The sequence below is a fragment of the Porphyrobacter sp. SLTP genome (assembly GCF_009905735.1).
GTDB lineage: Bacteria > Pseudomonadota > Alphaproteobacteria > Sphingomonadales > Sphingomonadaceae > Erythrobacter.
In genome coordinates this window covers 1-24,533 of sequence record NZ_JAAALE010000010.1, presented here as the reverse complement: position 1 = coordinate 24,533, position 24,533 = coordinate 1, and the positions used below count along the sequence as shown (strand labels likewise).

The window sequence follows — 24,533 nt, the reverse complement described above, 5'->3', positions numbered from 1 at the left end:
AAATTGAAATCTCTCGCGCTATGCAGGCGCATGGACGGGAAAATTGCAGTCGTGGGCTTGGGCTATGTCGGCCTGCCGGTCGCCGTGGCGCTGGCGGAGCGGCTCGGCGCGCGCGGCGTTCAAGTTACGGGCTTCGACATCGCCGCTCAGCGCATCGCCCAATTGCGCGCAGGGCATGATGCGACCCGCGAGATTGATGACGCGCGGCTGACGTCATGCGGCCTTGCCGTCAGCGATGATCCAGCAGTGCTGGAAGACGCAAGCCTGATCATCGTCACCGTACCGACCCCGATCACCGACGAACGCCGTCCCGATCTCACCCCGCTAGAGCGCGCCTGCGAAACCATCGGCCCGCGCCTGTCCAAGGGCGCGCTGGTGGTGTTCGAATCGACCGTCTTCCCCGGCGTGACCGAGGACATCTGCGGCCCCTGGCTCGCCGCGCATTCGGGCCTCACGCAGGGCGAGGACTTCGCGCTCGGTTACAGCCCCGAACGGATCAACCCGGGTGACACCGTCCACCGGCTCGAGACCATCACCAAGATCATCGCTGCCGACAGCCCCGAAGCGCTCGCGCGGATGCGCGCAGTCTACGGTGCGGTGGTCGATGCGGGGCTGCACGAAGCGCCCTCGATCAAGGTGGCCGAGGCCGCCAAGGTGATCGAGAACACCCAGCGCGATCTCAACATCGCGCTGATGAACGAAATTGCGCTGATCTTCGACCGCATGGGCCTTGCCACGCGCGATGTGCTGGCGGCGGCGGGGACAAAGTGGAACTTCCTGACCTTCACCCCCGGCCTGGTCGGCGGGCATTGCATCGGGGTCGACCCCTTCTACCTCACGGCCGCAGCGGAAAAGCTCGGCTACCGCCCCGAGGTGATTCTGGCTGGGCGGCGGATCAATGATGCGATGGGGCAGGCAATCGCGCAAAAGGTGGTGAAGCTGCTGATCGCGGGCGGCGTCTCCCCCTGCCGCGCGCGGGTTGGGGTCATGGGGCTGACCTTCAAGCAGGACGTGCCCGATATCCGCAATTCCAAGGTGCCCGATATCCTCACCGAACTGCGCGAATATGGGATCGAAGCGCTGGTGAGCGATCCGCTGGCCGATCCGGTGGCGGCGCAGCACGAATATGGCATCACGCTCAGCCCTTCGGATGAGATGGTGCAACTGGATGCGCTGGTGCTGGCGGTGAACCACGCGGACTACATCGCCAACCCCATCGACCTGATCGCCCGCGTGCGGAGCGGCGGCGTGCTGGTGGATGTGAAGAGCGCGTTGGACCGCGAAGGGCTGCCAACCGAATTGGTTTACTGGAGTTTGTAAGGACCTATCGATGTTGGCCAAACGGCCCGAAGGGCCGCAAGGCCGACCGGCCGCCCGCAGGCGCTCAAGCCCGAAGGGCTTGAAACAGCGCCGAGGACGCACCGGCGGAGGCCGGTGCGAACATCAAAGGCGCTCACTCACCTTGATCGCAAACCGGCATCCGAGCCGGATCGCTCCCGCCAGCAATGGATAGGCAGGCGCACGCTCCGCGCCGTTGGCCATCGCTGCATCGAGGTGATCGCGCTCGTCCGCGCGGAAGGCTTCGATCATTTCAGCCAGTTCCGGGTCAACTCCGGAAGCCTCCAGCTTTTCGAGCTGTTCGGTGTAATGCTTGTCGATCTCGGTTTCGACCGCCGCCGTGCAGGCCATTGCCGCTTCCGGGCCGAGCAGCGCGGTAAAGGCCCCCAGCCCGTAACCCGCCGCCGACCAGAACGGATGCAGCGCCGTCGGACGCACGCCGCGCCGGGTCAGCAGCGCATCGAATTTGGCGCGGTGTTCGGCCTCCTGCGCGGCCATGTGGCGGATTTCCGCCGAATGCGGCCCGCGATCGCCCATCACGGCGAGCTGGCCTTCATAGATGCGGGTCGCGCCGAATTCGCCGGCCTGATCGACCCGGATCATGCGGTGGAGTTCATCGCGCTGCATTGTCGGCTCCTTCGTTCGAATCCCTACTTCCTATACGCCGCGAGCGCCACAATGGCCGCACCGCTGACGCTGGAAATCAGGAAATTGAACCCGGCGAGCGAGATGCCCCAAAGGGTCCACGGGGCCACATCGCAGCGGATCAGCGGTGCGGCATTGAAGTCCAGCACGTTGGCCCCCGCCATCGGCGCGGTGCAGGCGGTGATGCCCTCCCACCAGCCATATTCGACCCCGGCATGAAAGCCGCCGATCAGCCCGGAGGTCAGGATCGCCAGCCCCGCCAGTGCCGTCCACACCTGCGGCGGCTTCATCACATAGGCGAGCAGCCCGATGCCGACTGCGGCAAAATGGGGATAGCGCTGCCACCAGCACATCTCGCACGGCGGCAGGCCGAAGCCATATTGCGCCACATAGGCCCCGCCCAGCAATGCTGCCGGGACCAGCACGGCAAGCGCGCGGGCCTTACCCAGATTGTCCATAACACGTCGCCCTTACGGTTTGGCCGGTCGGGGTGCCGGGCGAAGCGCGACGGTGCTCTTGGTGGTGCGGCGCAGGGTTTCCATCGCGTAATGCAGCTGGAAGTCCTTCACGCCCTGCTGTTCAAGCTGCGCGGAGGTCAATTGGAAGCGCGGATCGCCGATCTTGTCCGCCTCCATCTCCTCGTCCTTGACCGCGAGTTCGTTGATCAGGTGGCCGCGCAGATCGCTCTCGCGGGTCTGGTACTTCATCCGCAGCATGTAATCCGGGTCGGAGATCTGCGGCACGGCGATGTCGGGGCGGATGCCGCCCTCCTGCACCGATTTACCCGCCGGGGTGAAATACCGCGCGGTGGTCAGTTTGAGCGCGGCATCGGGGCCGAGCGGGAGGAGCGATTGCACGCTTCCCTTGCCGAAACTGCGCTCACCCATGACAAGCGCCCGGCGATGATCCTGCAACGCCCCCGCAACGATCTCGCTCGCCGAAGCAGAACCGGCGTTGATCAGCACGATCATCGGCACGCCTTCGGCCATGTCACCGCGATAGACGCTTTCGGCATCGTAGAGCATCGTTTCGCCCCGCGCGCGGCCGCGCTGGCTGACGATCCGGCCATCGCTGAGGAACAGGTCGGACAGCGCGACCGATTCATCCAGGCTCCCGCCCGGATTGTTGCGCAGGTCGAGCACCAGCCCGCTCACGCGTCCGCCCGGTGCCTTCTTCTTGATGTCCTGCCACGCGGCATAGACGTCCGCGCCGACATTGGCGGAGAATTCGTTGACCGTGATGATGCCGATATTGCCGGCCGCGACTTCGTGCGTGACAGGCTCAAGCTCGATCACGCCGCGGGTCACATTGACCTCAAGCGGTTCTTCGCGACCCGGACGGAAGATCGTCAGCTGGATCGAAGTCCCCTTCGGCCCACGCATCTGCGCGACGGCATCGTCGAGCTTGGTATCGACGATCAGCTTCCCATTGAGGTGCGTGATGAAATCGCCCGCCTTGATACCGGCGGTTTCAGCCGGGCTACCCCGGAACGGCGAGACGACCTTAACCGCGCCGTCTTCCATCACCACCGACAGGCCAAGGCCCGAATACTGCCCGTCGATCATCGTCTCCAGCCGTTGGAGATCGCTGCCATCGAGATAGGCCGAATGCGGATCGAGCGCCGCCAGCATCCCGTCAATCGCGCCGCGGATCAGCACGTCATCCTCGACCGGCTCGACATAGCTGGACTTCACCCGCTGGAAGACCGCGAAGAGCTTGGCAAATTCGGGGCCGGCGCGGCCATCGACCTGGGCCATGGTGGCGGTGGTGGCGGGGATCAGGGCGACTGCGGTGACAAGCGCAGCGCTGCGCAGGAGAGCGGCGATTTTCATGGACGTTGCAAGGCTCCTTTGAAGGGGCAAGGTATAGGATTGCCGGTCTGAACACCAGATGAGAGCGAGTGCGCCGCGCCAAGCGTGTCCACGCGGGACAGCTTGGGACGTCGCCCCGTTCGGACGACAACAATTATCGCATATATTGCAGAGGGTTGACCGGAACCCCCTCGCGCCGCAATTCGATCGTCACCGGGTCCGTCCCGCCGCTCGCCCGGCCCATCGGGCTGCCGCCGATGACGAGATCGCCCACTGCGACCTCGACCTGCGCAAGCCCGGTGACAAGGCTGGTCCAGCCGCCGTCATGCTCGATGATGATGATTCGTCCAAACCCGCGATAGGCACCGGCAAAGGCAATCCGCCCGCGGGCAGGGGCCACCACCTGCGCACCCTTGGCCGGGGCGAGGCTCAATCCGGTGCTGGCGATGCCGCTGGCGCGCTTGGCCCCGAAGCCGGTCAGCGTGCGACCCTGCACGGGAAGCTGGAAATCGCGCGGCGGCGGAATGCTCGCGCTGGGAGCAGGAGCCGGGGCAGCGGGGAGCGCAGTGGCGAGATCGGCAGGACGCAGCACCGGTCCGGGCAGCGCGGCGAGTTCCTGACGCAGCGCCGCCACCTCGCCCAATTTGTCCACCAACCCATCAAGGTCGCGCGCTTCCTCGGCCAGCGCCAGCGCGCGCTCGCCTTCACGCAGGGCCGCCCCGCGCGCATTGCGCGAGGCGAGGCGCTGCTGGTTTTCAAGCGTGGCGAGTTCAGTGCGGCGCTGGCGCAGGGCGCTTTCGCCGCTGCGCATCTGATCGAGCGCGCGTGCTGCCTGCGCCTCAAGCGCGCGGCCGCGATCAAGCTCGCTGCGCAACGCGGTGGTGCGGGCGCGGATCTGCGGCACGGCGCTATCGAGCACCGCACGGACATGGACCACGTCCTTGAGCGATCCCGGCTGCAACGCGGCAAGCGCCAGCGGGCGGCGGGCAGCGGTCTGGAGCGCGGCGGCGAGGCGGGCGGTCGGCTCCTGCTTCTTGGCCAACCGCGCCGTCAGCGTGGCGCGGGCCAGCCGCGCGATGGTGAGCTGCGCGCGGGCGACTTCGATATCGGCTTCCGCTTGCTGGATGCGGGCGGCGAGTGCGGCGGCCTCGCTCGCGGTGCGGGCGGCGGCTTCGGTCGCGGCTTCGGCCTCGCGGGTCAGGCGTGCGGCGCGGCCCTCGGCCAAGCGGCTTTCACGGGTGGCGCGGGCGAGCGCGGCTTCGGCCTCGTCTGGTGCGAGCATAGCAATCGACGGCGCGGCCTGTGTTTCGGGCAAAGCCAGCGCCAGCGCTCCGCCGACGCCGAGCATGGCAAGCAGGGTGAGGATGGTCGGCCGCGGCATGGCGGTGTCATGCCCGATGATAGGGATGCCCTGCAAGGATCGTGGTGGCGCGATAGAGCTGTTCGATCAGCATCGCCCGGGCGAGCATATGCGGCCAGGTTGCCGGGCCAAAGGCGAGCAGCAGGTCAGCCGAGGCGCGCTCGGCGTCAGAATGCCCATCCGCCGCGCCGAGCATGAAGCGCGTCTCGCGCACGCCTTCGTCCCGCCAGCGGCCCAGAAGATGGGCGAAATCCTCCGACGTCATGGCCTTGCCGCGCTCATCCAGCAGCACGGTCCGGCAGGGGGTCAGCGCATCAGCCACCTTGCCCGCGCCGGTATCGGGCCATTCGGTGAGCTTGAACGGCCAGGTCATGCGCTTGGCATAGCGATCCACCAGCTCACCCTCAGGCGACCGGCCGATTTTCCCACGCGCGATGATGTGCAAAAGGATGACACGCCCCCAAAAGAAGCGGAGCCAAACGGTCGCGCAGCGACCGCAAGGGCGACCGCCCGCCCGCAGGTGCTCCGTCGCAAAGCGACGGAACCGCACCGAGGACGCTCGCCCGGAGGGGCGAGCGAAAAACAGATTACGCTCTGCCCTGTGTCGGCTCACCACCCTCGAACGACCACATGCGTTCAAGGTTGTAGAAGGTGCGCACTTCGGGGCGGAACAGGTGGACGACAACATCGCCCGCGTCGATCAGCACCCAGTCGGCAGCCGGCAGGCCTTCGACACGCGCATGGCCGAAACCAGCTTTCTTGATCTCTTCGGCCAGCTTCTGCGCCATCGACGCCACCTGCCGGGTCGAGCGGCCGCTGGCGATCACCATGTGATCAGCAATCGAGCTCTTGCCCTCAAGCGGGATGGAGACAATCTCCTGCGCCTGATCATCGTCAAGCTGCGCGAGCACCAGCTGGTGCAGGGCATCGGTAGCCATTTCAGGCTTGCCCAGCGACGTGGCTGTGGTGGCGGCGGCTTGCACCGCGCCAAGCGGAAGGGAAGCGACAAGGGCCTCGGTCATCGGCAATCGGGTATCTCCAGAGTTTGAGGTCAATGCAGGCCACATGACGCAAGCGGGCAGAACACCGGGCCGAAACGCTGACGCGTCTCATGCCTTGTCCTCTTGCCTGAGCTTACGGAATGTCAGCCGGTCACGCACCTTTGCCCCTCGTTCCTGACTGTCCGATCCCTTGCCAAGCAAAGCATCGGCCCACCCGGCATGGGCACGGCGAATGGCCGTGGCCGAGCGGTAGTCCGGATCGAAACGCAATAACACCAGGGCTGGTGCGCTCCATTGCCCCCGTTTCCGAATGCTGGCGGCGGGCACACGATAGCGCCTGAGCCAGGCCATGGCGGGGCTCGTCATGGCATCCGCATCATAGCCCGGACGGGCAATAACCGCAATCGGCATTGTCCGGGCGATCCGGCGCCAGTCTTTCCAACGGTGCAACTGGGCGAGATTATCGCTCCCCATCAGCCAGATGAACCGGCGTCTGGGGTAACGCCGGGTGAGCCTGGCGAGCGTGTCCACGGTGTAACGGGTGCCAAGTTGCTGCTCGATAGCGGTCGGCACGATGGCCGCGCGCCGTGCCTGATTCCGCGCCGATTTGAGCCGCGCAGCCAGCGGCGCCATGCCCGCCTGCGGTTTCAGCGGGTTGCCGGGGGAGACCAGCCACCAGGCCTCGTCCAGACCCAGCGCGTCCATCGCGAACAGCGTGATCCGCCGATGCCCACCATGCGCCGGGTTGAAGCTGCCGCCGAGCAGTCCCGTGAGTTGAGGGCGCGAACGCAAGGGTGTCAGGCCCTGATTCTCACGGGCGCGTTTGCCCGCTCCCGCGCACCTGCCACTTGTAGGTCGTCAGTCCCTCCAGCGCGACGGGTCCGCGTGCGTGCAGCCGCCCAGTGGCGATCCCGATTTCTGCGCCGAGGCCAAACTCGCCCCCGTCGGCATATTGCGAGGAAGCGTTGTGCATCACGATGGCGCTGTCGACCTCGGCGAGGAAGCGTTCCGCTGCCGCCGCGTCCGCTGTCACGATCACATCGGTGTGAGCCGAGGAATGCCGCGCGATATGCGCCAGCGCCGCTTCCAGCCCGTCCACCACGGCCACAGACAGGATGGCGTCGAGATATTCGGTGTCCCAGTCATTGGCGCTGGCCGGGATCACCCGGCGGTCAAGCGCCTGCGCCCGCCCGTCACCGCGCACTTCGCAGCCCGCATCGATCAACGCGGCGACCAGCGCGGCGGCCTTGGGATAGGCCGAATCGATCAGCAGCGTCTCCATCGACCCGCAGATGCCGGTGCGGCGCAGCTTGGCGTTGACCGCGATGGCCTCGGCCATGGCAGGCTCGGCGGCAGCGTGGACAAAGGTGTGATTGATGCCGTCGAGATGCGCCAGCACCGGTACGCGCGCATCGGCCTGCACCCGCGCGACGAGACTCTTGCCCCCGCGCGGGACGATCATGTCGATGAGGCCACTCGCGGTCAGCATCGCACCGACACAGGCGCGATCTTGCGAAGGGATGAGCGTCACAGCCTCAGCCGGAACCCCGCCCGCCACAAGTCCTTCGACCAGAGCGGCGTGGATCGCGCGATTGGAATGCACCGCCTCGCTCCCCCCGCGCAGCAGCGCCGCATTACCGGCGCGCACGCACAGCGCGGTGGCATCGGCGGTGACGTTGGGGCGGCTTTCGTAGATGATCCCGATCACCCCGATCGGCACCCGGATTCGCTGAAATTTCAACCCGTTGGGCTGCTCGGACTGGTCGATGATCTGCCCCACCGGATCGGGCAGATCGGCGACGGCAGCGACCGCGTTGGCAATCGCAGCAATGCGCGCGTCATCCAGCGCCAGGCGGTCGAGCATCGCGCCTGACAGCCCGTTCGCCTTGCCTGCTGCAAGGTCCTTGGCGTTCGCCTCCAGAACCGCCGGAGCGGCGGCCCGCAAGGCATCGGCCGCACGGTGTAGCGCGGCGGCGCGCGCAGCGCTCGGCATCGCCGCAAGCGTGCGCTGCGCGAGGCGCGCGGCCTCGGCAAGGCGCGTCACCAGCGCGGCGGGATCGGCGGTTTCAGCGCCCGGCGAGATTACGGTCATGCGATTCATGCGGTGCGGTCTAGCACCACGCAGCCCCCCTGTCAGGCCCATCGCCAGAGGGGCGAATCACCTGCGGCTTAGTCGATTCGCAGCGGTTAGGCCCCGCCGTTAACGCTGCGAAACCAGAGCACCTTCACTTCGTCGTGATTCCCGTTCGATTCATCTGGGAGCGCCACATAGGATTCGACCACAGGTTAACGCGCTGATAGCGGCGCAATCGTGGGGCATAGATAACAAAATCGGGGCCGCAGTTTGTCAGACAAAATTGCCGCGAAATCGTGGGGAGAACGGCTGCGCCAGTGGTTCCCTGACCGCGAATTTTTCATGCGCGCCGATGGGCAGGTGCGCTTCATCAAAGTCTCATCGAAACTCCAGATTCGCGTCGCTGTCGGCGTGGTCGCGATGGTGCTGCTGTGGCTTGTCGCGCTCGCCGTGATGGCCTGGGGCCAATACCGGGCCGAGGCTGATCTCGCCTCCTTCGCCGAGGAAAAGGCGCGGGTCGCCACTACGGATGAGCGGATCAAGGCCTATGGCGGCAATCTCGACAAGGTCGTCGATGATCTCAAGCAGCGCCAGGAATTCCTCGACGAGATGGCGCGGATGCTGCCCGAGGATATCGTCGCCGAAGGTGCAGCGAGCGGCACTGTCTCCGATTCGTCGACCGAAGCGGCAAAGACCGTGCAAAAGGTCGGCGCGATGATCCCGCAGGCGCGCGGCCTTGCTGAAATCGAAGCCCGCCAGCTTGCCTTCGTGGAACGCTTGACCCGCTTCGCCGATGCCCGTGCTCGCCGCGCCGAGAGCGCAATGCGCAAACTGGACCTCGACCCCAAAGCCATGAGCCGCGACACGCAGCAGGCGATGGGTGGTCCCTTCGAAGCGATCAGCGGCGGAGACGACATCGACCCGCGGTTCGAACGCCTGGGCCTCAGCCTCGCGCGCATGGCGGTGCTCGAACGCGCGCTCGACGGCATCCCGCAGGTCGTGCCCGCCAGTGTCGAGAATATCACGTCAGGTTTCGGCTACCGCCGCGACCCCTTCAACGGCCACGGCGCCATGCACGCCGGGATCGACTTCAAGGGCGCGATGGGTTCGCCAATCTTCGCCGCGGCGGAAGGCCGCGTGACCTTTGCTGGATGGAAATCGGGCTATGGTCAGGCGATCGAAATCACCCATGGTAACGGGATGTTGACCCGCTATGCCCACTTGTCGCGGATCGACGTGAAGGTCGGCCAGCCGGTTGCTGCCGGCGCCACCATCGGCGGGCTCGGCAGCACCGGGCGCTCGACGGGGCCGCACCTGCATTTCGAAGTCCGCATCAATGACCGCGCGGTCAATCCGCGCCCGTTTCTGGAGGCTGCCCCCGATGTTCTCAAGGAAGTCCGCAGCGGCCGACCTGACCGCACCGCCGCCCTCGCGGCCCGCAAATAGGAGCAGCACCATGGCCTCGGGTTCGACCTTTTCCGTGATCGGCGCGGATGTGACCATCACCGGCAATGTCAGCGCTTCGGCCGACCTGCATATCGACGGTACGGTCGAAGGCGACATTACCTGCTCCAGCCTCGTGCAGGGCGAAAAGAGCAGCATCCACGGCGCCGTCGTTGCCGAAAGCGCGCGGCTGGCGGGTAAGGTCTCGGGCTCGATCAAGGCGCGTGAGCTGGTAATCCTCAAGACCGCGCATATCGAAGGCGACGTGCATTATGACGCGCTGACGATCGAACAGGGCGCGGCGGTGGATGGCCGCTTCGCACCCAACGCGCGGACCGCGGTGAAGGCTGTGCCCAGCAGCGTCGAGGCTGCGGAATAGGGCTTACAGCACCTCGGCCCGCAGCGTCTTGCGGTCGAGCTTGCCGATGATCGTCTTGGGCAGGCTTTCGCGCACCACCACCTGATCGACGCGTTCGTGCTTGCCGATCCGGGCATTGAGCCAGCTTGCCAGCTCCTCGCCGGTGGCTGAGGCGCCATCGTTCAGCGTGACATAGGCGCGCGGCACTTCGCCGCGATATTCCTCGGGCACACCAATCACCAGCGCTTCCTTCACCGCCGGATGTTCGAGAATCACGTCTTCGACCACGCTCGGGAAGACCTTGAAGCCGCCCACGGCGATCATGTCCTTGATGCGGTCGACGATTTCGAGGAACCCATCCTCGTCCACCCGCGCGACATCGCCGGTGCGCAGGTAGCGCTTGCCGTCCCGCTCCACGAAAGTTTCGGCGTCGGTTTCCGGCCGGTTCCAGTAACCCCGCATCACCTGCGGGCCGTGGACGGCAAGCTCGCCCGGTTCGCCTTCAGGGGCGAGATTTTCGGGGTGCTCCTTGTCGAGCAGAATCACTTCGGTCCCCGGCACCAATTGCCCGATCGTGCCGCGCTTGCGGGTGCCGTCATAGGGATTGGCCGAGACCACGCCTGCGCTTTCGGTCAGGCCGTAGCCTTCGACCAGCCGCACGCCGGTCGCCTCTTCGAAGCGGACATGGACGGGGCCGGGCATCGGCGCGCCGCCCGAAATGCAGATCTTGAGGCTGGAAAGGTCAGTCTTGGCGAGGTCAGGATGATCGAGCATCGCCTGAAACATCGTCGGCACGCCGGGAAAGCCGGTGCAGCGATATTGCTGGATCGTCTGGAGCACCTGCTTGGTCTCGAACCGCGGCACCATCGCAATCGAGGCACCGGTGACGCAGGCGTGATTGAGCAGGGCGGTGTTGGCGAAGACGTGGAAGAACGGCAGCGCCCCCATGAACACCTCGTCCCGCGCATTGCCGAAGGGATTGATCGCGGCGACCTGCTGAGCGTTCACGCTCAGTTGGTCATGCCCCAACATAGCGCCCTTGGGCCGTCCGGTGGTGCCGCCGGTGTATTGCAGCAGCGCGAGGTCTTGCGCGGTGACTTCGACAGAAGGAGGCGGGCCGTTCGGCGTCATATCCGTCCAGCGCCGCACCTTTGTACCATAGGCGACATCGGCGATCTGGCTGCGCTTGAGCAGCTTCAGCGCCAGCCCCTTGTACCACGGCAGCATGGCGGAAAGTGACCCCACCACCAGCGTCTCCAGCGCCGTTCCTTCGAGCACCTTGTGCGCGGTCTTGTAGAGTTCCGGCACGTCCAGCGTCACCAGCACCCGCGTGCCGGAATCGCCGACCTGCCAGCTCAACTCCTCGACCGAATAGAGCGGCGAGAAGTTCACCACTACGGCGCCTGCCATCATCGCCCCGTAATAGGCGGCGGCATAGATCGGGACATTGGGGAGAAACAGGCCGACACGGTCGCCCTTGGTGATCCCCATTGCGCTCAGCCCCAGCGCAAAGGCCTGCGCCTGCGTGAAGATCTGCTGGTAGCTGTAGGTCCGCCCCAGGAAATGCAGGAACGGGGCGTCCGGATTGGCGCGAACGCTGCGTTCCAGCATCGCGGGCAAGCTCATCGGCGCGAACCGGGTGTTGAGGGGCGTGGGGTGGTGATAGGCAGCGTTACTGACAGGCATGTCAATAATACTGGCTGACAATCACACGGCGCACAAGCGAAAGTCGGGGGAGGCGCAGGTTTTTGCCACATCAAAACAACGTCGCCCCGGACTTGATCCGAGGCTCGGCTTCTTCATCAGGTCATGAGACAGAAGATAGCCAAGCCCCGTTTCAAGCACGGGGCGACGATGTGAGATTTACGAGGGCAATAGTCTCTTAGATGAACCCGCTTTCCGGATCGATCTTCTGCTCGGCGGCTTCGGCGGCGCGGCGCGCGGCGAGCCAGGCTTCGGCCTCGGCTTCCTGCGCGGCTTGCCCGGCGGCCTTGACGTTGGCGTCGCGCTCGGCGCGCAGTTCCGCGATCAGGTTCTCGCGATCATTGCGATCCGACTTGACCGGGGCATCGACGTCTTCGGTGATCCCGGCGCGCTTGGCCGCCTTGGCGACCATCGCGTCAAGCTCACGCTGCGAACACAGGCCCAGCGTCACCGGGTCTTTCGGGGTGATGTTCTGGATGTTCCAGTGGGTCCGGTCGCGCAGGGCACCGATGGTGTTGCGGGTCGTGCCGATCAGCTTAGAAATCTGCGCGTCCGACACTTCGGGATGGTTGCGCAGGATCCACGCGATGCCATCCGGCTTGTCCTGCCGCTTCGACACGGGGGTGTAGCGCGGGCCCTTGGTGCGGGTCACTTCGACCGGAGCCTTGTGCATCCGCAGCGAATAGGTCGCGTCGGCCTGACCCTTTTCAATCTCGGCCTGCGTCAGCTCGCCCGAGTGAACCGGATCGCGCCCGGTGTACTTGCTGCCTGCAAGGTCATCGGCCATTGCCTGCACTTCGAGGATGTGAAGTCCGCAGAACTCGGCAATCTGCTCGAACGAGAGCGCGGTGTTGTCCACTAGCCAGGTCGCGGTGGCATGCGGCATCAGCGGCTTGGGCTGATCCTTGATCGCCATGGTGGGAATCTCCGTTGAAAATGAAAGGGCCGCCCCTTTCGGAGCGGCCGCCTTGGATTCCTAAATAGGCGAATGCCGCGAAAACGGCAAGGAATGGATTCAGAAAGCGGGCATCGCTTGCAGCGAAACCGCTTCCTCCTCTTCCAGCGCGACCAGACCGGCGAGGAACTGGCGCGTGGCCGCTTCCCACGAATAGCCGGCGGCATAGGCGGCGCAGGCGGCACGGTCGCAATAGCGGGCGGCGTCGATCGCGCGGGTGAGGTCTTCGGACATCGCGCCTACGGCATCGGTGATGATGTCGAGCGGCCCTGCCACCGGGAAAGCGGCCACCGGCGTCCCGCAGGCAAGTGCTTCGATCATGACGAGGCCGAAGGTGTCGGTGCGGCTGGGGAAGACGAACACATCCGCTCCGGCATAGCAGCCCGCCAGGTCAACCCCCGATCGCTTGCCGAGGAACAGCGCTTGCGGAAATTTAGCCGCCAGCGCCGCGCGGGCCGGGCCATCGCCCACCACGACCTTGGTGCCGGGATAGGGGCAGGCGAGGAAGGCTTCGATGTTCTTCTCGACCGCGACCCGTCCGACATAGAGCAGGATCGGCCCGGCGATCCCGGCATATTCGGGTGGCGGCGGGGCCTTGGGCGAAAAGCAGGCGAGATCGACACCGCGGCTCCAATGGGTGAGCTGGGTGAGACCCTGTTCGCGCAGCTGGGTGCGGATCGTCTCGGTCGCGACCATGATCCGCTGTGCCGGGCGGTGGAACCAGCGGATATAGGGCCAGAAGGTGCGCGCCGGCAGGCCGGTGCGCCGCGCGAGGTAATCGGGGAACTGGGTGTGGTAGGCGGTGGTGAACGGCACCCTTCGCCGCAGGCAATAGCGCCGCGCCGCCAGCCCGAGCGGGCCTTCGGTGGCGATATGCACTGCGTCAGGCGAGATTCGCGCCAACCGCCGCCCGACCGCGCCAGGGGCCGTCAGCGCCAGGCGAATTTCGGGATAGGTCGGCGCCGGGATCGAGGGGTAGCCCTCGGGCGAGATCACCGTGACCTGATGGCCCCAACCGCGCAGCACCTCGCACGTGGTCGAAAGCGTGCGCACCACGCCATTGGTTTGCGGATGCCAGGCATCAGTGATGATGGCGATCGAAGCTGGCGTCACGCCGCCACACGCGCAGGGGTATCGGCGGAGGTATCGACCAACGCTGCGGCACGCTCCCGCCGCTTCATCTCTTCGGGCCAATGGAGAATCTCCATCCGCCCGTCATGATGCTCGACCAGCGCGTTGCAGCCTTCGACCCAGTCACCATCGTTCCAATATTCGACCGGCTTACCGTTATGTTGGAACTCACGGAATTCAGCGGTGTGGATGTGGCCGCACACGACGCCATCGACCCCACGCTCGCCAGCCGCGCGGGCGACGGCTTCCTCGTACTTGCCGATGAATTCGACCGCGTTCTTGACCTTGTGCTTGGCCGCCTTGGACAGCGACCAATAGGGCTTGCCCAGCCAGCGCCGCACGGTGTTCACCGCGATGTTGCACTTCATCATCAGGTGATAGGCATGGTCACCCACGAAGGCGAGCCAGCGGTGCGACAGCATCACGGCATCAAACTCGTCACCATGCAGGACCATCAACCGGCGGCCATCGGCGGTGTCATGGAAGGCGGCGCGGCGGATTTCGATGCCGCCGAAGTTCAATCCGGTGAACTGGCGGAACATCTCGTCGTGGTTGCCCGGGATATAGACGATCCGGGTCCCGCGATGCGCGCGCTTCAGAATGCGCCAGACGATGTCATTGTGTGCGGCGGGCCAGTAGAACTTTTTCTTCAGCCGCCAGCCATCGATAATGTCGCCGACCAGGTACATCGTCTCGCTGTCAGTATGGTCGAGGAAGTCGATCAGCAGCTCGGCATTGCAGCCCTTGGTGCCGAGGTGAACATCGCTGATCCAGATCGTGCGATAGGAGCGTCGTTCGCCGCCGACCGGTTCGGGCACCCGCGGCGGGCTGAGCGGCAGGCTCGTGATGTTGTCATTGATCAGGTCGGAAAGGTCGGCGCTGGTCATGGGCAATCCCGCAGATCGTGGTTCGCTTGCAACCCCTTGGCAGGGAAATGTTACAGCCGACTCACAGACTGGTGACGGTTTCGCGTCACTGCATCGCGATGAACCCCGGGAGAGCCTGCACCCGCGCGATCCAGCTGAGGATGTGCGGGTAATCGCGCAGACCGAAGCCGCCTTCCTCCGCGACATGGGTGTACGGGAACAGGGCAATGTCCGCGAGCGTCGCGCCCTTGCCGCAGAAAAATGCGTGGTTCGCCAGATGCGTGTTCATCAGATCGAGCGCCGCGCAGCCCGCCGTGCGTTTGGCGATGATCTGCGCGCTCTGCTGCTCCGAAAGGTTCGCCTCGCCGACGAAGTGCAGCCAGAAGCGGAGCGTCGCGATATTGGGCTCGTGGTTGTATTGTTCGAAGAACATCCAGCGCAGCATGTCGGCCTGGGCGAAGCGATCCTCCGGGATCAGCGCAGAACCATGCGCGAGATACCAGCAGGCGGCGTTGCTCTCCGGCAGGAAGCGCGCATCAGCCCCCTCACCGATCTGAAGCACCGGAATGCGGCCATTGGCGTTGACGTTGGCGAGAAACGCCGGCGTCCGGGTCTCGCCCTTCATGATGTCATAGCCCCGCGTTGCCAGCGGCAGGCCGAGCAGCGCAGCGGTGAGCTTGATCTTGAAGCAATTCCCGCTGCGGGGGTCTTCGTGGAGGGTGAGGGGGGCCATGAACATGCTCCGGTGTTTGTGCGTCGAGACTGTCTGTTGCTTCGATGCCCGCCGCGTGACAATTGGCCGAATTGCCATTTACAGGAAGGATTCTGCCAATGCCGTCCGAACCGCCCTGCGGGCCGTCCGTCGTCGCGCTCGCCTTTGACGGGGCACCGATGTTCGAACTGAGCATCCCGGCCGAGATTTTCGGCCTGCCGCGCCCGGATTTCGGCGCGGATTGGTATCGCTTCGCGCTTGCCTCAATCGATGGCGCGCCGGTGCGCACCAGCCACGGTTGGCAGCTTTCGGTCGATGGCGACCTGTCACTGTTTGACCGCGCCGATCTGATCGTCATTCCCGGCTGGCGACCCGCCGACCCCGCGCTTCCCGATGCCCTGCGCGCGGCCTGTCTTGCCGCCCATACCCGCGGAGCCCGCTTTGCCTCGATCTGTTCAGGGGCCTTCCTGCTCGCCGAACTCGGCCTGCTCGACGGACGGCGGGCGACCACGCACTGGCTCCACGCCCCGCGGCTCGCCCAGCGCTATCCGCGGGTCGCAGTCGCATCGGACATCCTGTTCGCCGATAGCGGCGACGTGCTGACCTCGGCGGGATCGGCGGCGGGGATCGATCTGCTGCTCCACATCGTGCGCGGCGATTACGGCGTGGCGCGGGCGAATGCGGTGGCGAAGCGGCTGGTGCTGCCCGCTCAGCGCGAGGGCGATCAGCGCCAGTTCGACGATTCGCTGCGCGCCCCGCTCCCGTCAGACCGGCTGGCCGCGCTGATGACCCGGATTCTCGCCCAGCCTGACGAGGACTGGCCTGTCAGCCGCCTCGCGGACGAAGCCGGGATGAGCCTGCGCAGCGTCGCGCGCGCCTTCACCGCCCGGGCCGGATGCGCACCAGGCACCTATGTCCTGAAGGCGCGGATCGCCCGCGCGCGCGAATTGCTGGAGACGACGGGCCTGCCGATCGAACGGGTCGCGCAGCTCGCCGGGTTCGGTTCGGCAACCAGCCTACAGCAGAACTTCCGGCGCCAGCTGGGATGCGCGCCGACCGCCTACCGTCGCAACTTCACCGGTATGCCGGTTCCCGCGCCGGGGGCTTAGCCGCCGGCCACTTCCAGCACGATCTTGCCGATGTGGTCGCCCTTTTCCATCCGCGCGTGGGCGGCAGCGGCTTCGGCGAGGGGGAAGGTCATGTCCATCACCGGCGCCAGCTCGCCATCGGCGAACAGCGGCCAGGCATTGTCGGCGATCTCGTCCGCGAGCGCGGATTTGAAGCTGTCGGAGCGCGGTCGCAGGGTCGATCCGGTCAGGGTCAGGCGGCGCATCATCACCACCGCCATGTTGATGTCGGCCTTCGCCCCGCCCAGCACCGCGATGGTGACGTGGCGGCCATCTTCGGCCAGACACTTGAGATTGCGCGCGACATAGTCGCCCGAGACCATGTCGAGCACCACGTGGACGCCCTTGCCCTCGGTATGGGCCATGACCGCCTCGACATAGTCGGTCTCGCGGTAATTGATCGCGAGATCCGCGCCGATCCGGGTCGCGGCAGCGCATTTGGCGGTGTCGCCGCAGGTCACGATCACCTCAAGCCCGAACGCCTTGGCGAGCATGATCGCCATGGTGCCGATGCCGGACGTACCGCCGTGGATGAGCACCCGCTCGCCATCACGGGCCAGGCCGCGCTCGAACAGGTTGTGCCACACAGTGAACAGGGTTTCGGGGAGTGCGGCGGCTTCGGCCAGCAGCATCCCTTCGGGCACCGGCAGGCAGTGCTGCCAGTGCGCCGCGCAATATTCGGCGTAGCCTCCGCCCGGCGTGAGCGCTGCGACATATTGCCCGATCATCTCGCGCGGGACTTCGGTGCCGACCGCCACGATTTCGCCCGCGACTTCCAGCCCCAGCAACGGCGAGGCCCCCGGCGGCGGCGGATAGGCGCCCGCGCGTTGCAGGCAATCGGGCCGGTTGACCCCGGCATAGGCGACACGGATCAGCACATCGTCCGGCCGCAGGCGCGGCAGCGGGCTGGTTTGCAACCGCAGCACCTCCGGCCCGCCCGGCGCGTCGAAGCCAATCGATTGCATGGTCTCCGGCAAGTCGACCTCGCTGCTTGCAACCATCACAATCTGCCCCCAATCCACCGCAGTTAACTATCTCGCATGTGCGAATAACCGTCTCGCCGATTGACAGCAAGCCGCTTGGGCCTGATGCTGCGGCGCAATGGAAGAACCCGATCGCCCCCGGCCCAGCGGAGACGCGGCGAGTCGCCTCGGACACGAGGACCTCGCCCCCTATTCGCAGGCCGAACTGGATGAACGGATCGCCCTGCTCGAGACCGAGATTGCCCGGGTGACGGCCCACCGCGACAAGGCTGCCGCCCACCGCGCCGCGGCTGATGCGCTGTTCGGGAAGGGCGGCGGATGATCCGCGCGGTATTCTTCAGCGTATCACCCTTAGGGGATTCGCAATTTGCGCCGCCCATCCCATATTGTCGGAAACTGGCTTCCCCCGCTCCTTCGCCACGAGCATCCTCCCGCAGATAGAGGCCTCTCCCATGCCCAGCTTCGCCCAGAACCTCGAACGCACGCTGCACAACGCACTCGGCAATGCGTCCGAACGGCGGCATGAATATGCCACGCTCGAACACCTGCTCTTGGCGCTGATCGACGATGAGGACGCCGCCGCTGTCATGGCCGCCTGCGGTGTCGATTTGGCCGAGCTTGGCGAGGTCGTGAAGCAGTATCTCGATCAGGAATATCAGTCGCTCAAGACCGAAGACGGCGCCGATCCGCAGCCGACCGCTGGTTTCCAGCGGGTGATCCAGCGCGCGATCCTTCACGTCCAGTCCTCGGGCAAGGATACGGTCACCGGCGCCAATGTGCTGGTCGCGCTGTTTTCGGAACGCGATAGCTACGCGGTCTATTTCCTCCAGCAGCAGGATATGAGCCGCCTGGATGCGGTGAGCTTTATCAGCCACGGCATCGGCAAGGGCGGCCGCCAGATGGAGCCCAAGACACCGCAGGGCACCGACAAGGCGGATGAGCCTGCGCAGACCAAGGAAGCGGGCGGCGGCAACAAGAAGGAAACCGCGCTCGACCAGTTCACCGTCAACCTCAACGCCAAGGCCGAAAGCGGCAAGATTGATCCGCTGATCGGGCGCGGGCCGGAGGTTGACCGGACGATCCAGATCCTGTGCCGCCGTTCCAAGAACAACCCGCTCTATGTCGGCGATCCCGGCGTGGGGAAAACCGCGATTGCCGAAGGTCTGGCGCGCAAGATCATCGAAGGCGATGTGCCCGAAGTGCTGCTGCCCGCGGTGATCTACTCGCTCGACATGGGCGCGCTGCTGGCCGGCACGCGCTATCGCGGCGATTTTGAAGAACGCTTGAAGCAGGTCGTGACCGAGCTTGAAGCCATGCCCAATGCGGTACTGTTCATCGACGAGATCCACACGGTCATCGGCGCTGGCGCGACCAGCGGCGGGGCAATGGATGCCTCGAACCTGCTCAAGCCTGCCCTGTCGAGCGGCGCGATCCGCTGCATCGGGTCGACCACCTACAAGGAATTCCGCAACCACTTCGAAAAGGACCGCGCGCTGCTGCGCCGGTTCCAGAAGATCGACGTGAACGAGCCCACCATCGAGGACACGATCAAGATCCTCAAAGGTCTGCGCTCGGCCTTCGAAGAACACCACAAGGTCAAGTACACGCCGGACGCGATCAAGACCGCGGTGGAGCTGTCGGCGCGTTACATCAATGACCGCAAGCTGCCGGACAAGGCGATCGACGTGATCGACGAGGTCGGCGCGATGCAGATGCTCGTCCCGCCGAGCCGCCGCAAGAAAACCATTACCGCGCGCGAGATCGAGCAGGTCATCGCAACGATGGCGCGCATCCCACCCAAGTCGGTCAGCAAGGACGATAAGAAAGCGCTCGAAAACCTCGAACGCGATCTGAAGCACGTCGTCTTCGGGCAGGACGAGGCGATCACCCGCCTCGCCACCGCCATGAAACTGAGCCGTGCGGGCCTGCGCGATCCCGACAAGCCGATTGGCTCGTTCCTGTTCTCCGGCCCCACCGGCGTCGGCAAGACCGAGGTCGCGCGCCAGCTTGCGAACATCATGGGGATCGAGCTCAAGCGGTTCGACATGTCGGAATATATGGAGCGGCACTCGGTCTCCCGGCTGATCGGCGCGCCTCCGGGCTATGTCGGTTATGATCAGGGCGGTCTGCTCACCGATGCCGTCGACCAGAACCCGCATTGCGTGCTGCTGCTCGACGAGATCGAGAAGGCCCACCCTGACCTGTTCAATATTCTGTTGCAGGTGATGGATAATGGCCGTCTGACCGATCACCACGGCAAGACAGTCGATTTCCGCAATGTGGTGCTGATCATGACCACCAATGCCGGTGCGTCCGACATGGCGCGCAGCGGGATCGGGTTTGGCGACGTGTCGAAGGCCGATGCCGGGACCGAGGCGGTGAACAAGATGTTCACCCCCGAATTCCGCAACCGTCTGGATGCGATCGTGCCCTTTGCCTATCTCGGCAAGAGCATCGTGGCCCGCGTGGTCGACAAGTTCATCCTCCAGCTGGAACTCCAGTTGGCCGAACAGAACGTCCACATCCAGTTCGACAGCGACGCCCGTGCGTGGCTGGGGGACAAGGGTTACGACAAGCTCTACGGCGCCCGCCCGATGTCCCGCCTGATCCAGGACAAGATCAAGCAGCCGCTCGCCGAAGAACTGCTGTTCGGCAAGCTGGCCGAAGGCGGCGAGGTGCATGTCAGCATCAAGGACAACAAGCCGTCCTTCGAAATGACCCCGGCCCCGCCGAAGGTGAAGCCGGTGAAGAAGGTCTCGACCAAGAAAAAGGCGCCCGCAAAGAAGCCTGCGACCGAGACGGACGAAGGCTGAGGCCAACCGAAATGAAAAACGGGGCGCGGGAGAGGAACATCTCCCGCGCCCTTTTTGTTTAGTGCACAATGACCGCCCCATTCTCCTGGATCCGGCCCGAGCCGCACGGCATCCATGTCGTCCCTGCCGACATCTGGGTCGATCCCTCGCGCGCCGTGCCGCGGGCTTTGGTGACCCACGGCCATGCCGACCACGCGCGCGGCGGGCATGGGGAGACCATCGCGACCCCGGCAACGCTGGCGATCATGAAGTTGCGCTACGCAACTTCGGACGGTGCGGTGCCGGTCGCGTATGGGGAGAGCATCGCCCTCGGCGGCGGCGTTTCCGCAACCTTCCTGCCCGCGGGTCATGTGCTCGGCTCGGCGCAAATCCTGCTCGAACACGCGGGCGAGCGGGTCATCATCACCGGCGATTACAAACGCGCGCCCGATCCGACCTGCGCGCCGTTTGAAGTCACGCCCTGCGACATCTTCATCACCGAGGCGACCTTCGGCCTCCCGGTCTTCACCCACCCGCCCATCGGCGAGGAGATCGGCAAGCTGCTCGACGCGCGCAGGGAAAACCCCGACGCCTGCATCCTCGTCGGCGCCTATGCGCTGGGCAAGGCGCAGCGGGTGATCGCGGAATTGCGCGCGGCGGGGCACACGGACACGATCTGGCTCCACGGCGCGATGGAAGCGATGTGCCGGTTGTATGAGGAACATGGCGTGGCGCTGGGCGATCTGCGTCTCGTCAGCGATGCCACCAAGGATGAGATGCGCGGCGCGATCGTGGTCGCCCCGCCCTCAGCGCTCAACGACCGCTGGAGCCGCCGTCTGCCTGATCCAATCACCGCGATGGCGAGCGGCTGGATGCGCGTGCGTGCCCGTGCCCGGCAGCGGGGGGTCGAATTGCCGCTGGTGATCTCCGACCATGCGGACTGGAACGAACTCACCCGCACCATCGCGCAGGTAAACCCGCAGGAAACCTGGATCACCCACGGCCGCGAGGAAGCGCTGCTGCGCTGGTGCGAGCTATCCCAGCGCCGCGCGCGGGCGCTGGCGCTGGTGGGCTACGAGGACGAGGATGACTGAGGTGGTGGTGGATCGAGAGTGCCTCCCCGTTGCGAAGCAATGGGGAGGGGGACCGCTCGCCGCGAGGCGAGTGGTGGAGGGGTCCTGCGGCCGGAACCAACCTCTCCGTCAGCCCTGTGGGCTGCCACCTCCCCATTCGCAAGCGTACGGGGAGGGACTTGATCCGCCGCGCTTACTTGATCTCGGCCAGATCGGCAGCGATCTTGGCCAGCATCTCGTCCGTGATCATCCCCTGCGAGAAGGGTGCGACCGCCTTGAGGCTGAGCGATTTGAACTGTTCGTAAGCCGGGTGCTGCGTCAGATCCATCCCGTTGAAATGCTTGGCGACTGCCGCCTTGGCACGTTCGTCCGCCATCAGCACTTCGATGGGGGTGTCGATGCTGAAGGCCGTGGCAGGAGCGGTGGTGGGCACGCTGTCATCGGCGAAAGCCGGGATCGTCAGGGCAGCAACGGTCAGGCCCAGAGCAGCAAGCGGAGCAAACTTCATAACAGCGAATCCTCGTTGAAGACGCGCACCCATGCGGCGTCAGCGACGCGCTTTAGCCGATCCATATGGCACTGCAATGAACGGATCGACGAACGGATCGATGAACGGATGGAGCACGGCTGATGGAGGAGTTTGCCGCCCTGCTCGACGCGCTGGTCTACACCACCAGTCGCAACCGCAAGCTGGCGCTGATTGCGGCCTATTTGCGCCAAGCCCCCGATCCTGATCGCGGCTGGGCCTTGGCGGGCTTGACCGAGGGGCTGGATTTCCCGGCCGTGAAGTCATCGACCGTGCGCAATCTGATGATGGAACGGGTCGATCCGGTGCTGTGGGCGCTCTCCCGCGATTTCGTGGGCGATACGGCGGAAACGGCGAGCCTGCTGTGGCCCGAGCCCGAGGATGCCGCAGCGCAACCGCCGCTCACCCTGGCCGAGGTGGTCGAGCGGCTCGCCGCCCTCACCCGCGCGACCGCCCCGAAAGAACTGCCGCTGCTGTTCGACCGGATGGATGCCAAGGGCCGCTATGCCCTGATCAAGCTCGCCACCGGCGGGATGCGCGTCGGCGTCTCGGCCCGGCTCGCCAAGACGGCCTTTGCACTCGCCTTCGATGTGTCGGTGGAGGAGGTCGAGGAATATTGGCACGCCCTCACCCCGCCCTATACCGAGCTGTTCCAATGGGCCGCAGACGGAGGCCCTGCGCCCGATCTCGCCGGGGTACCACGCTTCCGCCCTTTCATGCTGGCCCACCCACTCGAAGATGGCGAAGTCGACTTGGCCGACTACGCCGCCGAGTGGAAGTGGGACGGCATCCGGGTCCAACTGGTGCGCGCAGGCGGGGAAACGCGGGTCTACTCCCGTTCAGGCGACGATATCTCGGCGAGTTTCCCCGAAATGCTCACTGTGCTGCCGATGGACGCTGTCCTGGACGGCGAATTGCTGGTGCGCGGATCGGCGCAAGGCGGCGAGGCTGGCGGTGCCGCCAGTTTCAATGCGCTGCAACAGCGGCTTGGGCGCAAGACCGTGTCGGGCAAGATGCTCAAGGAGGCCCCCGCCTTCGTACGGCTCTATGATGTGCTGCTGCTGGACGGCATCGATTGGCGCGAGCACCCGTGGAAGTCGCGCCGCGCGACTTTGGAAGGCCTGATGCCGCGCCTGCCCGCCAGCCATTTCGACCTGTCCCAACTGGTCGAGGCCGAAGACTTCGCCGCGCTGGCCGCCATCCGCGACACCGCGCGCGACGAAGCGATCGAAGGCCTGATGCTCAAGCATCGGGAGAGCCCCTATGTGGCCGGCCGCAAGGTCGCGCTGTGGTACAAGTGGAAGCGCGATCCGCTGCTGGTGGATTGTGTGGTGATGTATGCCCAGCGCGGCAGCGGCAAGCGGTCGAGCTTCCATTCGGATTTCACCTTTGGCTGCTGGGACGGTGATCCCGATGCGGGCGCGGAGCTGCTGCCGGTGGGCAAGGCCTATACCGGCTTCACCGATGCGGAGCTGAAACAGCTCGACAAATTCGTGCGCCAGAACACGCTGAACCGCTTCGGCCCCGTGCGGGAGGTGAAGCGTGAGCTGGTGTTCGAGGTGGCGTTCGATTCGGTCCACACCAGCAAACGCCACAAGAGCGGCCTCGCCATGCGCTTCCCCCGCATCCACCGCATCCGCTGGGACAAGCCCGCGCACGAGGCCGACCGGATCGAAGCGCTGCGGGCGCTGGTGAAGGACTAAGCCAGAACCTCGTCATTGCGAGGAGCCGAAGGCGACGAAGCAACCCATGGCATGCCATTGCGCCAAGCGGGACGCTGCGGTTGATGGATTGCCGCGCGGCTGCTCCGCTCGCAATGACGAGGGCGGAGGGTGCATTGATAAAGGACGGGCCGCGGCCTACCTCACCCTCACACCATCGGGAGAGACCTATGTCCTACGCCACCGCCGCCCTTGCCACTTATGCCAACATGCTGGGCACGCTCGACAACCTCGTCGCGAAGGCCGGCGCGCATCCGAAGGGCGAGGCACTGCTGCAAGTGCGGCTTGCTGAGGACATGTTCCCGCTCTCCACGCAGATCCGCTTTACCCTCGACCAGGTCACCACCGCGCTCAACCGGCTCGGCGATCTCGGACTGGCCTCGAACGAGAGCGACATCACCAGCTTCGCCGATGCCCGCGCCCGGATCGCCAAGGCGAAAGACATGGTCGCCGCGACCGATCCCGCCACTTGGCCGGGCGCGAACGACGTGGTGGAGTTCGATCTGCCCAACGGCATGGGCTTCGTGATGCAAGCGCATGAATATTGCCGCGATTGGGCGACGCCGCAGTTCTATTTCCACCTGATGACGGCCTATGCGATCCTGCGTGCCGAGGGGCTGGCGATCGGCAAGATCGACTATGTCGGCTATATGATGAAATATCTTAAGCAACCCGCCTGAGATGCACCGCTACGACCCCGCCCGCCAACGCCTCGCGCTCGGCCTTGCCGGATTGGCGGGGCTGGTGGATGCGACGGGGTTTGTGGTCGCGGGGGGCTACTTCACCAGCTTCATGTCGGGGAACACGACCCGGATGGGCGTGGAGCTGGTCGAACGGCCAACGCTGGCCCTCGCACCGCTGGGGTTGATCGCCTGCTTTCTGGCGGGTGTCATCGGCGGCGCGGTGATTGGGC

General features: G+C 65.5%; 25 protein-coding genes. 10 read left to right on the top strand and 15 right to left on the bottom strand.

The window, feature by feature from the left end:
* Positions 1 to 30: 30 nt before the first annotated feature.
* Positions 31 to 1,320 (top strand): nucleotide sugar dehydrogenase, encoded by a 1,290-nt coding sequence (locus GVM20_RS09955; RefSeq protein WP_166547049.1) that lies wholly within the window; start codon positions 31 to 33, stop codon positions 1,318 to 1,320.
* Between the two features lie 123 nt (positions 1,321 to 1,443).
* On the opposite strand, the gene GVM20_RS09950 is transcribed toward GVM20_RS09955, so the two are convergent.
* The 8 genes from GVM20_RS09950 to GVM20_RS09915 all read right to left on the bottom strand — a co-directional run bounded on the left by GVM20_RS09950 (position 1,444) and on the right by GVM20_RS09915 (position 8,256).
* Positions 1,444 to 1,965 carry a demethoxyubiquinone hydroxylase family protein gene (locus GVM20_RS09950; protein ID WP_166547048.1) on the bottom strand — a complete coding sequence of 174 codons (522 nt, stop codon included), beginning with the start codon at positions 1,963 to 1,965 and terminating at the stop codon, positions 1,444 to 1,446.
* Between the two features lie 23 nt (positions 1,966 to 1,988).
* The gene (locus tag GVM20_RS09945) at positions 1,989 to 2,441 is read right to left on the bottom strand and encodes a disulfide bond formation protein B (protein WP_166547047.1); all 453 of its coding nucleotides are present in this window, start codon (positions 2,439 to 2,441) and stop codon (positions 1,989 to 1,991) included.
* Positions 2,442 to 2,453: 12 nt separating this feature from the next.
* Entirely contained in the window at positions 2,454 to 3,815 is a 1,362-nt protein-coding gene (locus tag GVM20_RS09940; RefSeq protein WP_166547046.1) for a S41 family peptidase, read from the bottom strand.
* Positions 3,816 to 3,948: 133 nt separating this feature from the next.
* Positions 3,949 to 5,175: a murein hydrolase activator EnvC family protein gene (locus tag GVM20_RS09935; RefSeq protein WP_166547045.1), complete on the bottom strand. Its 1,227-nt coding sequence runs from the start codon at positions 5,173 to 5,175 to the stop codon at positions 3,949 to 3,951.
* Between the two features lie 7 nt (positions 5,176 to 5,182).
* The gene (locus GVM20_RS09930; RefSeq protein WP_160760396.1) at positions 5,183 to 5,605 is read right to left on the bottom strand and encodes a 23S rRNA (pseudouridine(1915)-N(3))-methyltransferase RlmH; all 423 of its coding nucleotides are present in this window, start codon (positions 5,603 to 5,605) and stop codon (positions 5,183 to 5,185) included.
* Positions 5,606 to 5,741: 136 nt separating this feature from the next.
* Positions 5,742 to 6,176, bottom strand: a complete 435-nt coding sequence (rsfS, locus tag GVM20_RS09925; RefSeq protein WP_502706192.1) for a ribosome silencing factor — start codon at positions 6,174 to 6,176, stop codon at positions 5,742 to 5,744.
* A gap of 87 nt (positions 6,177 to 6,263) precedes the next feature.
* Entirely contained in the window at positions 6,264 to 6,947 is a 684-nt protein-coding gene (locus GVM20_RS09920) for a nicotinate-nucleotide adenylyltransferase (RefSeq protein ID WP_166547044.1), read from the bottom strand.
* A gap of 19 nt (positions 6,948 to 6,966) precedes the next feature.
* Complete coding sequence (locus GVM20_RS09915; protein ID WP_166547043.1) at positions 6,967 to 8,256, bottom strand: glutamate-5-semialdehyde dehydrogenase; 1,290 nt, start codon at positions 8,254 to 8,256, stop codon at positions 6,967 to 6,969.
* A 243-nt stretch (positions 8,257 to 8,499) separates the two neighbouring features.
* On the opposite strand from GVM20_RS09915, the gene GVM20_RS09910 reads away from it, so the two are divergent.
* Positions 8,500 to 9,675: a peptidoglycan DD-metalloendopeptidase family protein gene (locus tag GVM20_RS09910; RefSeq protein ID WP_353653135.1), complete on the top strand. Its 1,176-nt coding sequence runs from the start codon at positions 8,500 to 8,502 to the stop codon at positions 9,673 to 9,675.
* Positions 9,676 to 9,685: 10 nt separating this feature from the next.
* On the top strand, positions 9,686 to 10,051 hold the full coding sequence (locus tag GVM20_RS09905; RefSeq protein WP_166547042.1) for a bactofilin family protein: 366 nt from the start codon (positions 9,686 to 9,688) through the stop codon (positions 10,049 to 10,051).
* Positions 10,052 to 10,054: 3 nt separating this feature from the next.
* Here the strand turns inward: GVM20_RS09905 and GVM20_RS09900 are convergent, their stop codons facing one another.
* The 5 genes from GVM20_RS09900 to GVM20_RS09880 form a co-directional block, all read right to left on the bottom strand.
* On the bottom strand, positions 10,055 to 11,716 hold the full coding sequence (locus GVM20_RS09900) for an AMP-binding protein (protein WP_166547041.1): 1,662 nt from the start codon (positions 11,714 to 11,716) through the stop codon (positions 10,055 to 10,057).
* Positions 11,717 to 11,912: 196 nt separating this feature from the next.
* Positions 11,913 to 12,650: a DUF1013 domain-containing protein gene (locus GVM20_RS09895; protein WP_166547040.1), complete on the bottom strand. Its 738-nt coding sequence runs from the start codon at positions 12,648 to 12,650 to the stop codon at positions 11,913 to 11,915.
* 99 nt (positions 12,651 to 12,749) lie between these two features.
* A complete protein-coding gene (locus tag GVM20_RS09890) occupies positions 12,750 to 13,802 on the bottom strand; it encodes a glycosyltransferase family 4 protein (RefSeq protein ID WP_353653134.1) in 1,053 nt (350 codons plus the stop codon).
* Positions 13,799 to 14,707 (bottom strand): UDP-2,3-diacylglucosamine diphosphatase, encoded by a 909-nt coding sequence (locus GVM20_RS09885; protein WP_166547039.1) that lies wholly within the window; start codon positions 14,705 to 14,707, stop codon positions 13,799 to 13,801. Before GVM20_RS09885 ends, GVM20_RS09890 begins: the two co-directional genes overlap by 4 nt.
* Before the next feature lie 85 nt (positions 14,708 to 14,792).
* Complete coding sequence (locus tag GVM20_RS09880; RefSeq protein ID WP_166547038.1) at positions 14,793 to 15,419, bottom strand: glutathione S-transferase family protein; 627 nt, start codon at positions 15,417 to 15,419, stop codon at positions 14,793 to 14,795.
* A 98-nt stretch (positions 15,420 to 15,517) separates the two neighbouring features.
* Between GVM20_RS09880 and GVM20_RS09875 the strand changes: the two genes are divergently transcribed.
* A complete protein-coding gene (locus tag GVM20_RS09875) occupies positions 15,518 to 16,507 on the top strand; it encodes a helix-turn-helix domain-containing protein (protein ID WP_166547037.1) in 990 nt (329 codons plus the stop codon).
* Here the strand turns inward: GVM20_RS09875 and GVM20_RS09870 are convergent.
* On the bottom strand, positions 16,504 to 17,526 hold the full coding sequence (locus tag GVM20_RS09870) for an NAD(P)H-quinone oxidoreductase (RefSeq protein WP_502706191.1): 1,023 nt from the start codon (positions 17,524 to 17,526) through the stop codon (positions 16,504 to 16,506). The genes GVM20_RS09875 and GVM20_RS09870 overlap by 4 nt on opposite strands.
* 100 nt (positions 17,527 to 17,626) lie before the next feature.
* On the opposite strand from GVM20_RS09870, the gene GVM20_RS09865 reads away from it, so the two are divergent.
* From GVM20_RS09865 to GVM20_RS09855, 3 genes are all read left to right on the top strand, one after another.
* The gene (locus GVM20_RS09865; protein ID WP_166547035.1) at positions 17,627 to 17,830 is read left to right on the top strand and encodes a DUF1192 domain-containing protein; all 204 of its coding nucleotides are present in this window, start codon (positions 17,627 to 17,629) and stop codon (positions 17,828 to 17,830) included.
* A gap of 130 nt (positions 17,831 to 17,960) precedes the next feature.
* The gene (gene clpA / locus GVM20_RS09860; protein WP_166547034.1) at positions 17,961 to 20,321 is read left to right on the top strand and encodes an ATP-dependent Clp protease ATP-binding subunit ClpA; all 2,361 of its coding nucleotides are present in this window, start codon (positions 17,961 to 17,963) and stop codon (positions 20,319 to 20,321) included.
* A gap of 68 nt (positions 20,322 to 20,389) precedes the next feature.
* Complete coding sequence (locus GVM20_RS09855) at positions 20,390 to 21,394, top strand: ligase-associated DNA damage response exonuclease (protein WP_166547033.1); 1,005 nt, start codon at positions 20,390 to 20,392, stop codon at positions 21,392 to 21,394.
* 172 nt (positions 21,395 to 21,566) lie between these two features.
* On the opposite strand, the gene GVM20_RS09850 is transcribed toward GVM20_RS09855, so the two are convergent.
* Positions 21,567 to 21,881 carry a hypothetical protein gene (locus GVM20_RS09850; RefSeq protein WP_166547032.1) on the bottom strand — a complete coding sequence of 105 codons (315 nt, stop codon included), beginning with the start codon at positions 21,879 to 21,881 and terminating at the stop codon, positions 21,567 to 21,569.
* Positions 21,882 to 22,003: 122 nt separating this feature from the next.
* Between GVM20_RS09850 and GVM20_RS09845 the strand changes: the two genes are divergently transcribed.
* From GVM20_RS09845 to GVM20_RS09835, 3 genes are all read left to right on the top strand, one after another.
* Complete coding sequence (locus GVM20_RS09845) at positions 22,004 to 23,602, top strand: cisplatin damage response ATP-dependent DNA ligase (RefSeq protein WP_166547031.1); 1,599 nt, start codon at positions 22,004 to 22,006, stop codon at positions 23,600 to 23,602.
* 188 nt (positions 23,603 to 23,790) lie between these two features.
* Positions 23,791 to 24,300 (top strand): DUF1993 domain-containing protein, encoded by a 510-nt coding sequence (locus GVM20_RS09840; RefSeq protein WP_166547030.1) that lies wholly within the window; start codon positions 23,791 to 23,793, stop codon positions 24,298 to 24,300.
* A 1-nt stretch (position 24,301) separates the two neighbouring features.
* On the top strand, positions 24,302 to 24,533 hold a 232-nt coding region (locus tag GVM20_RS09835), incomplete at its 3' end, for a DUF1275 family protein (RefSeq protein WP_166547029.1).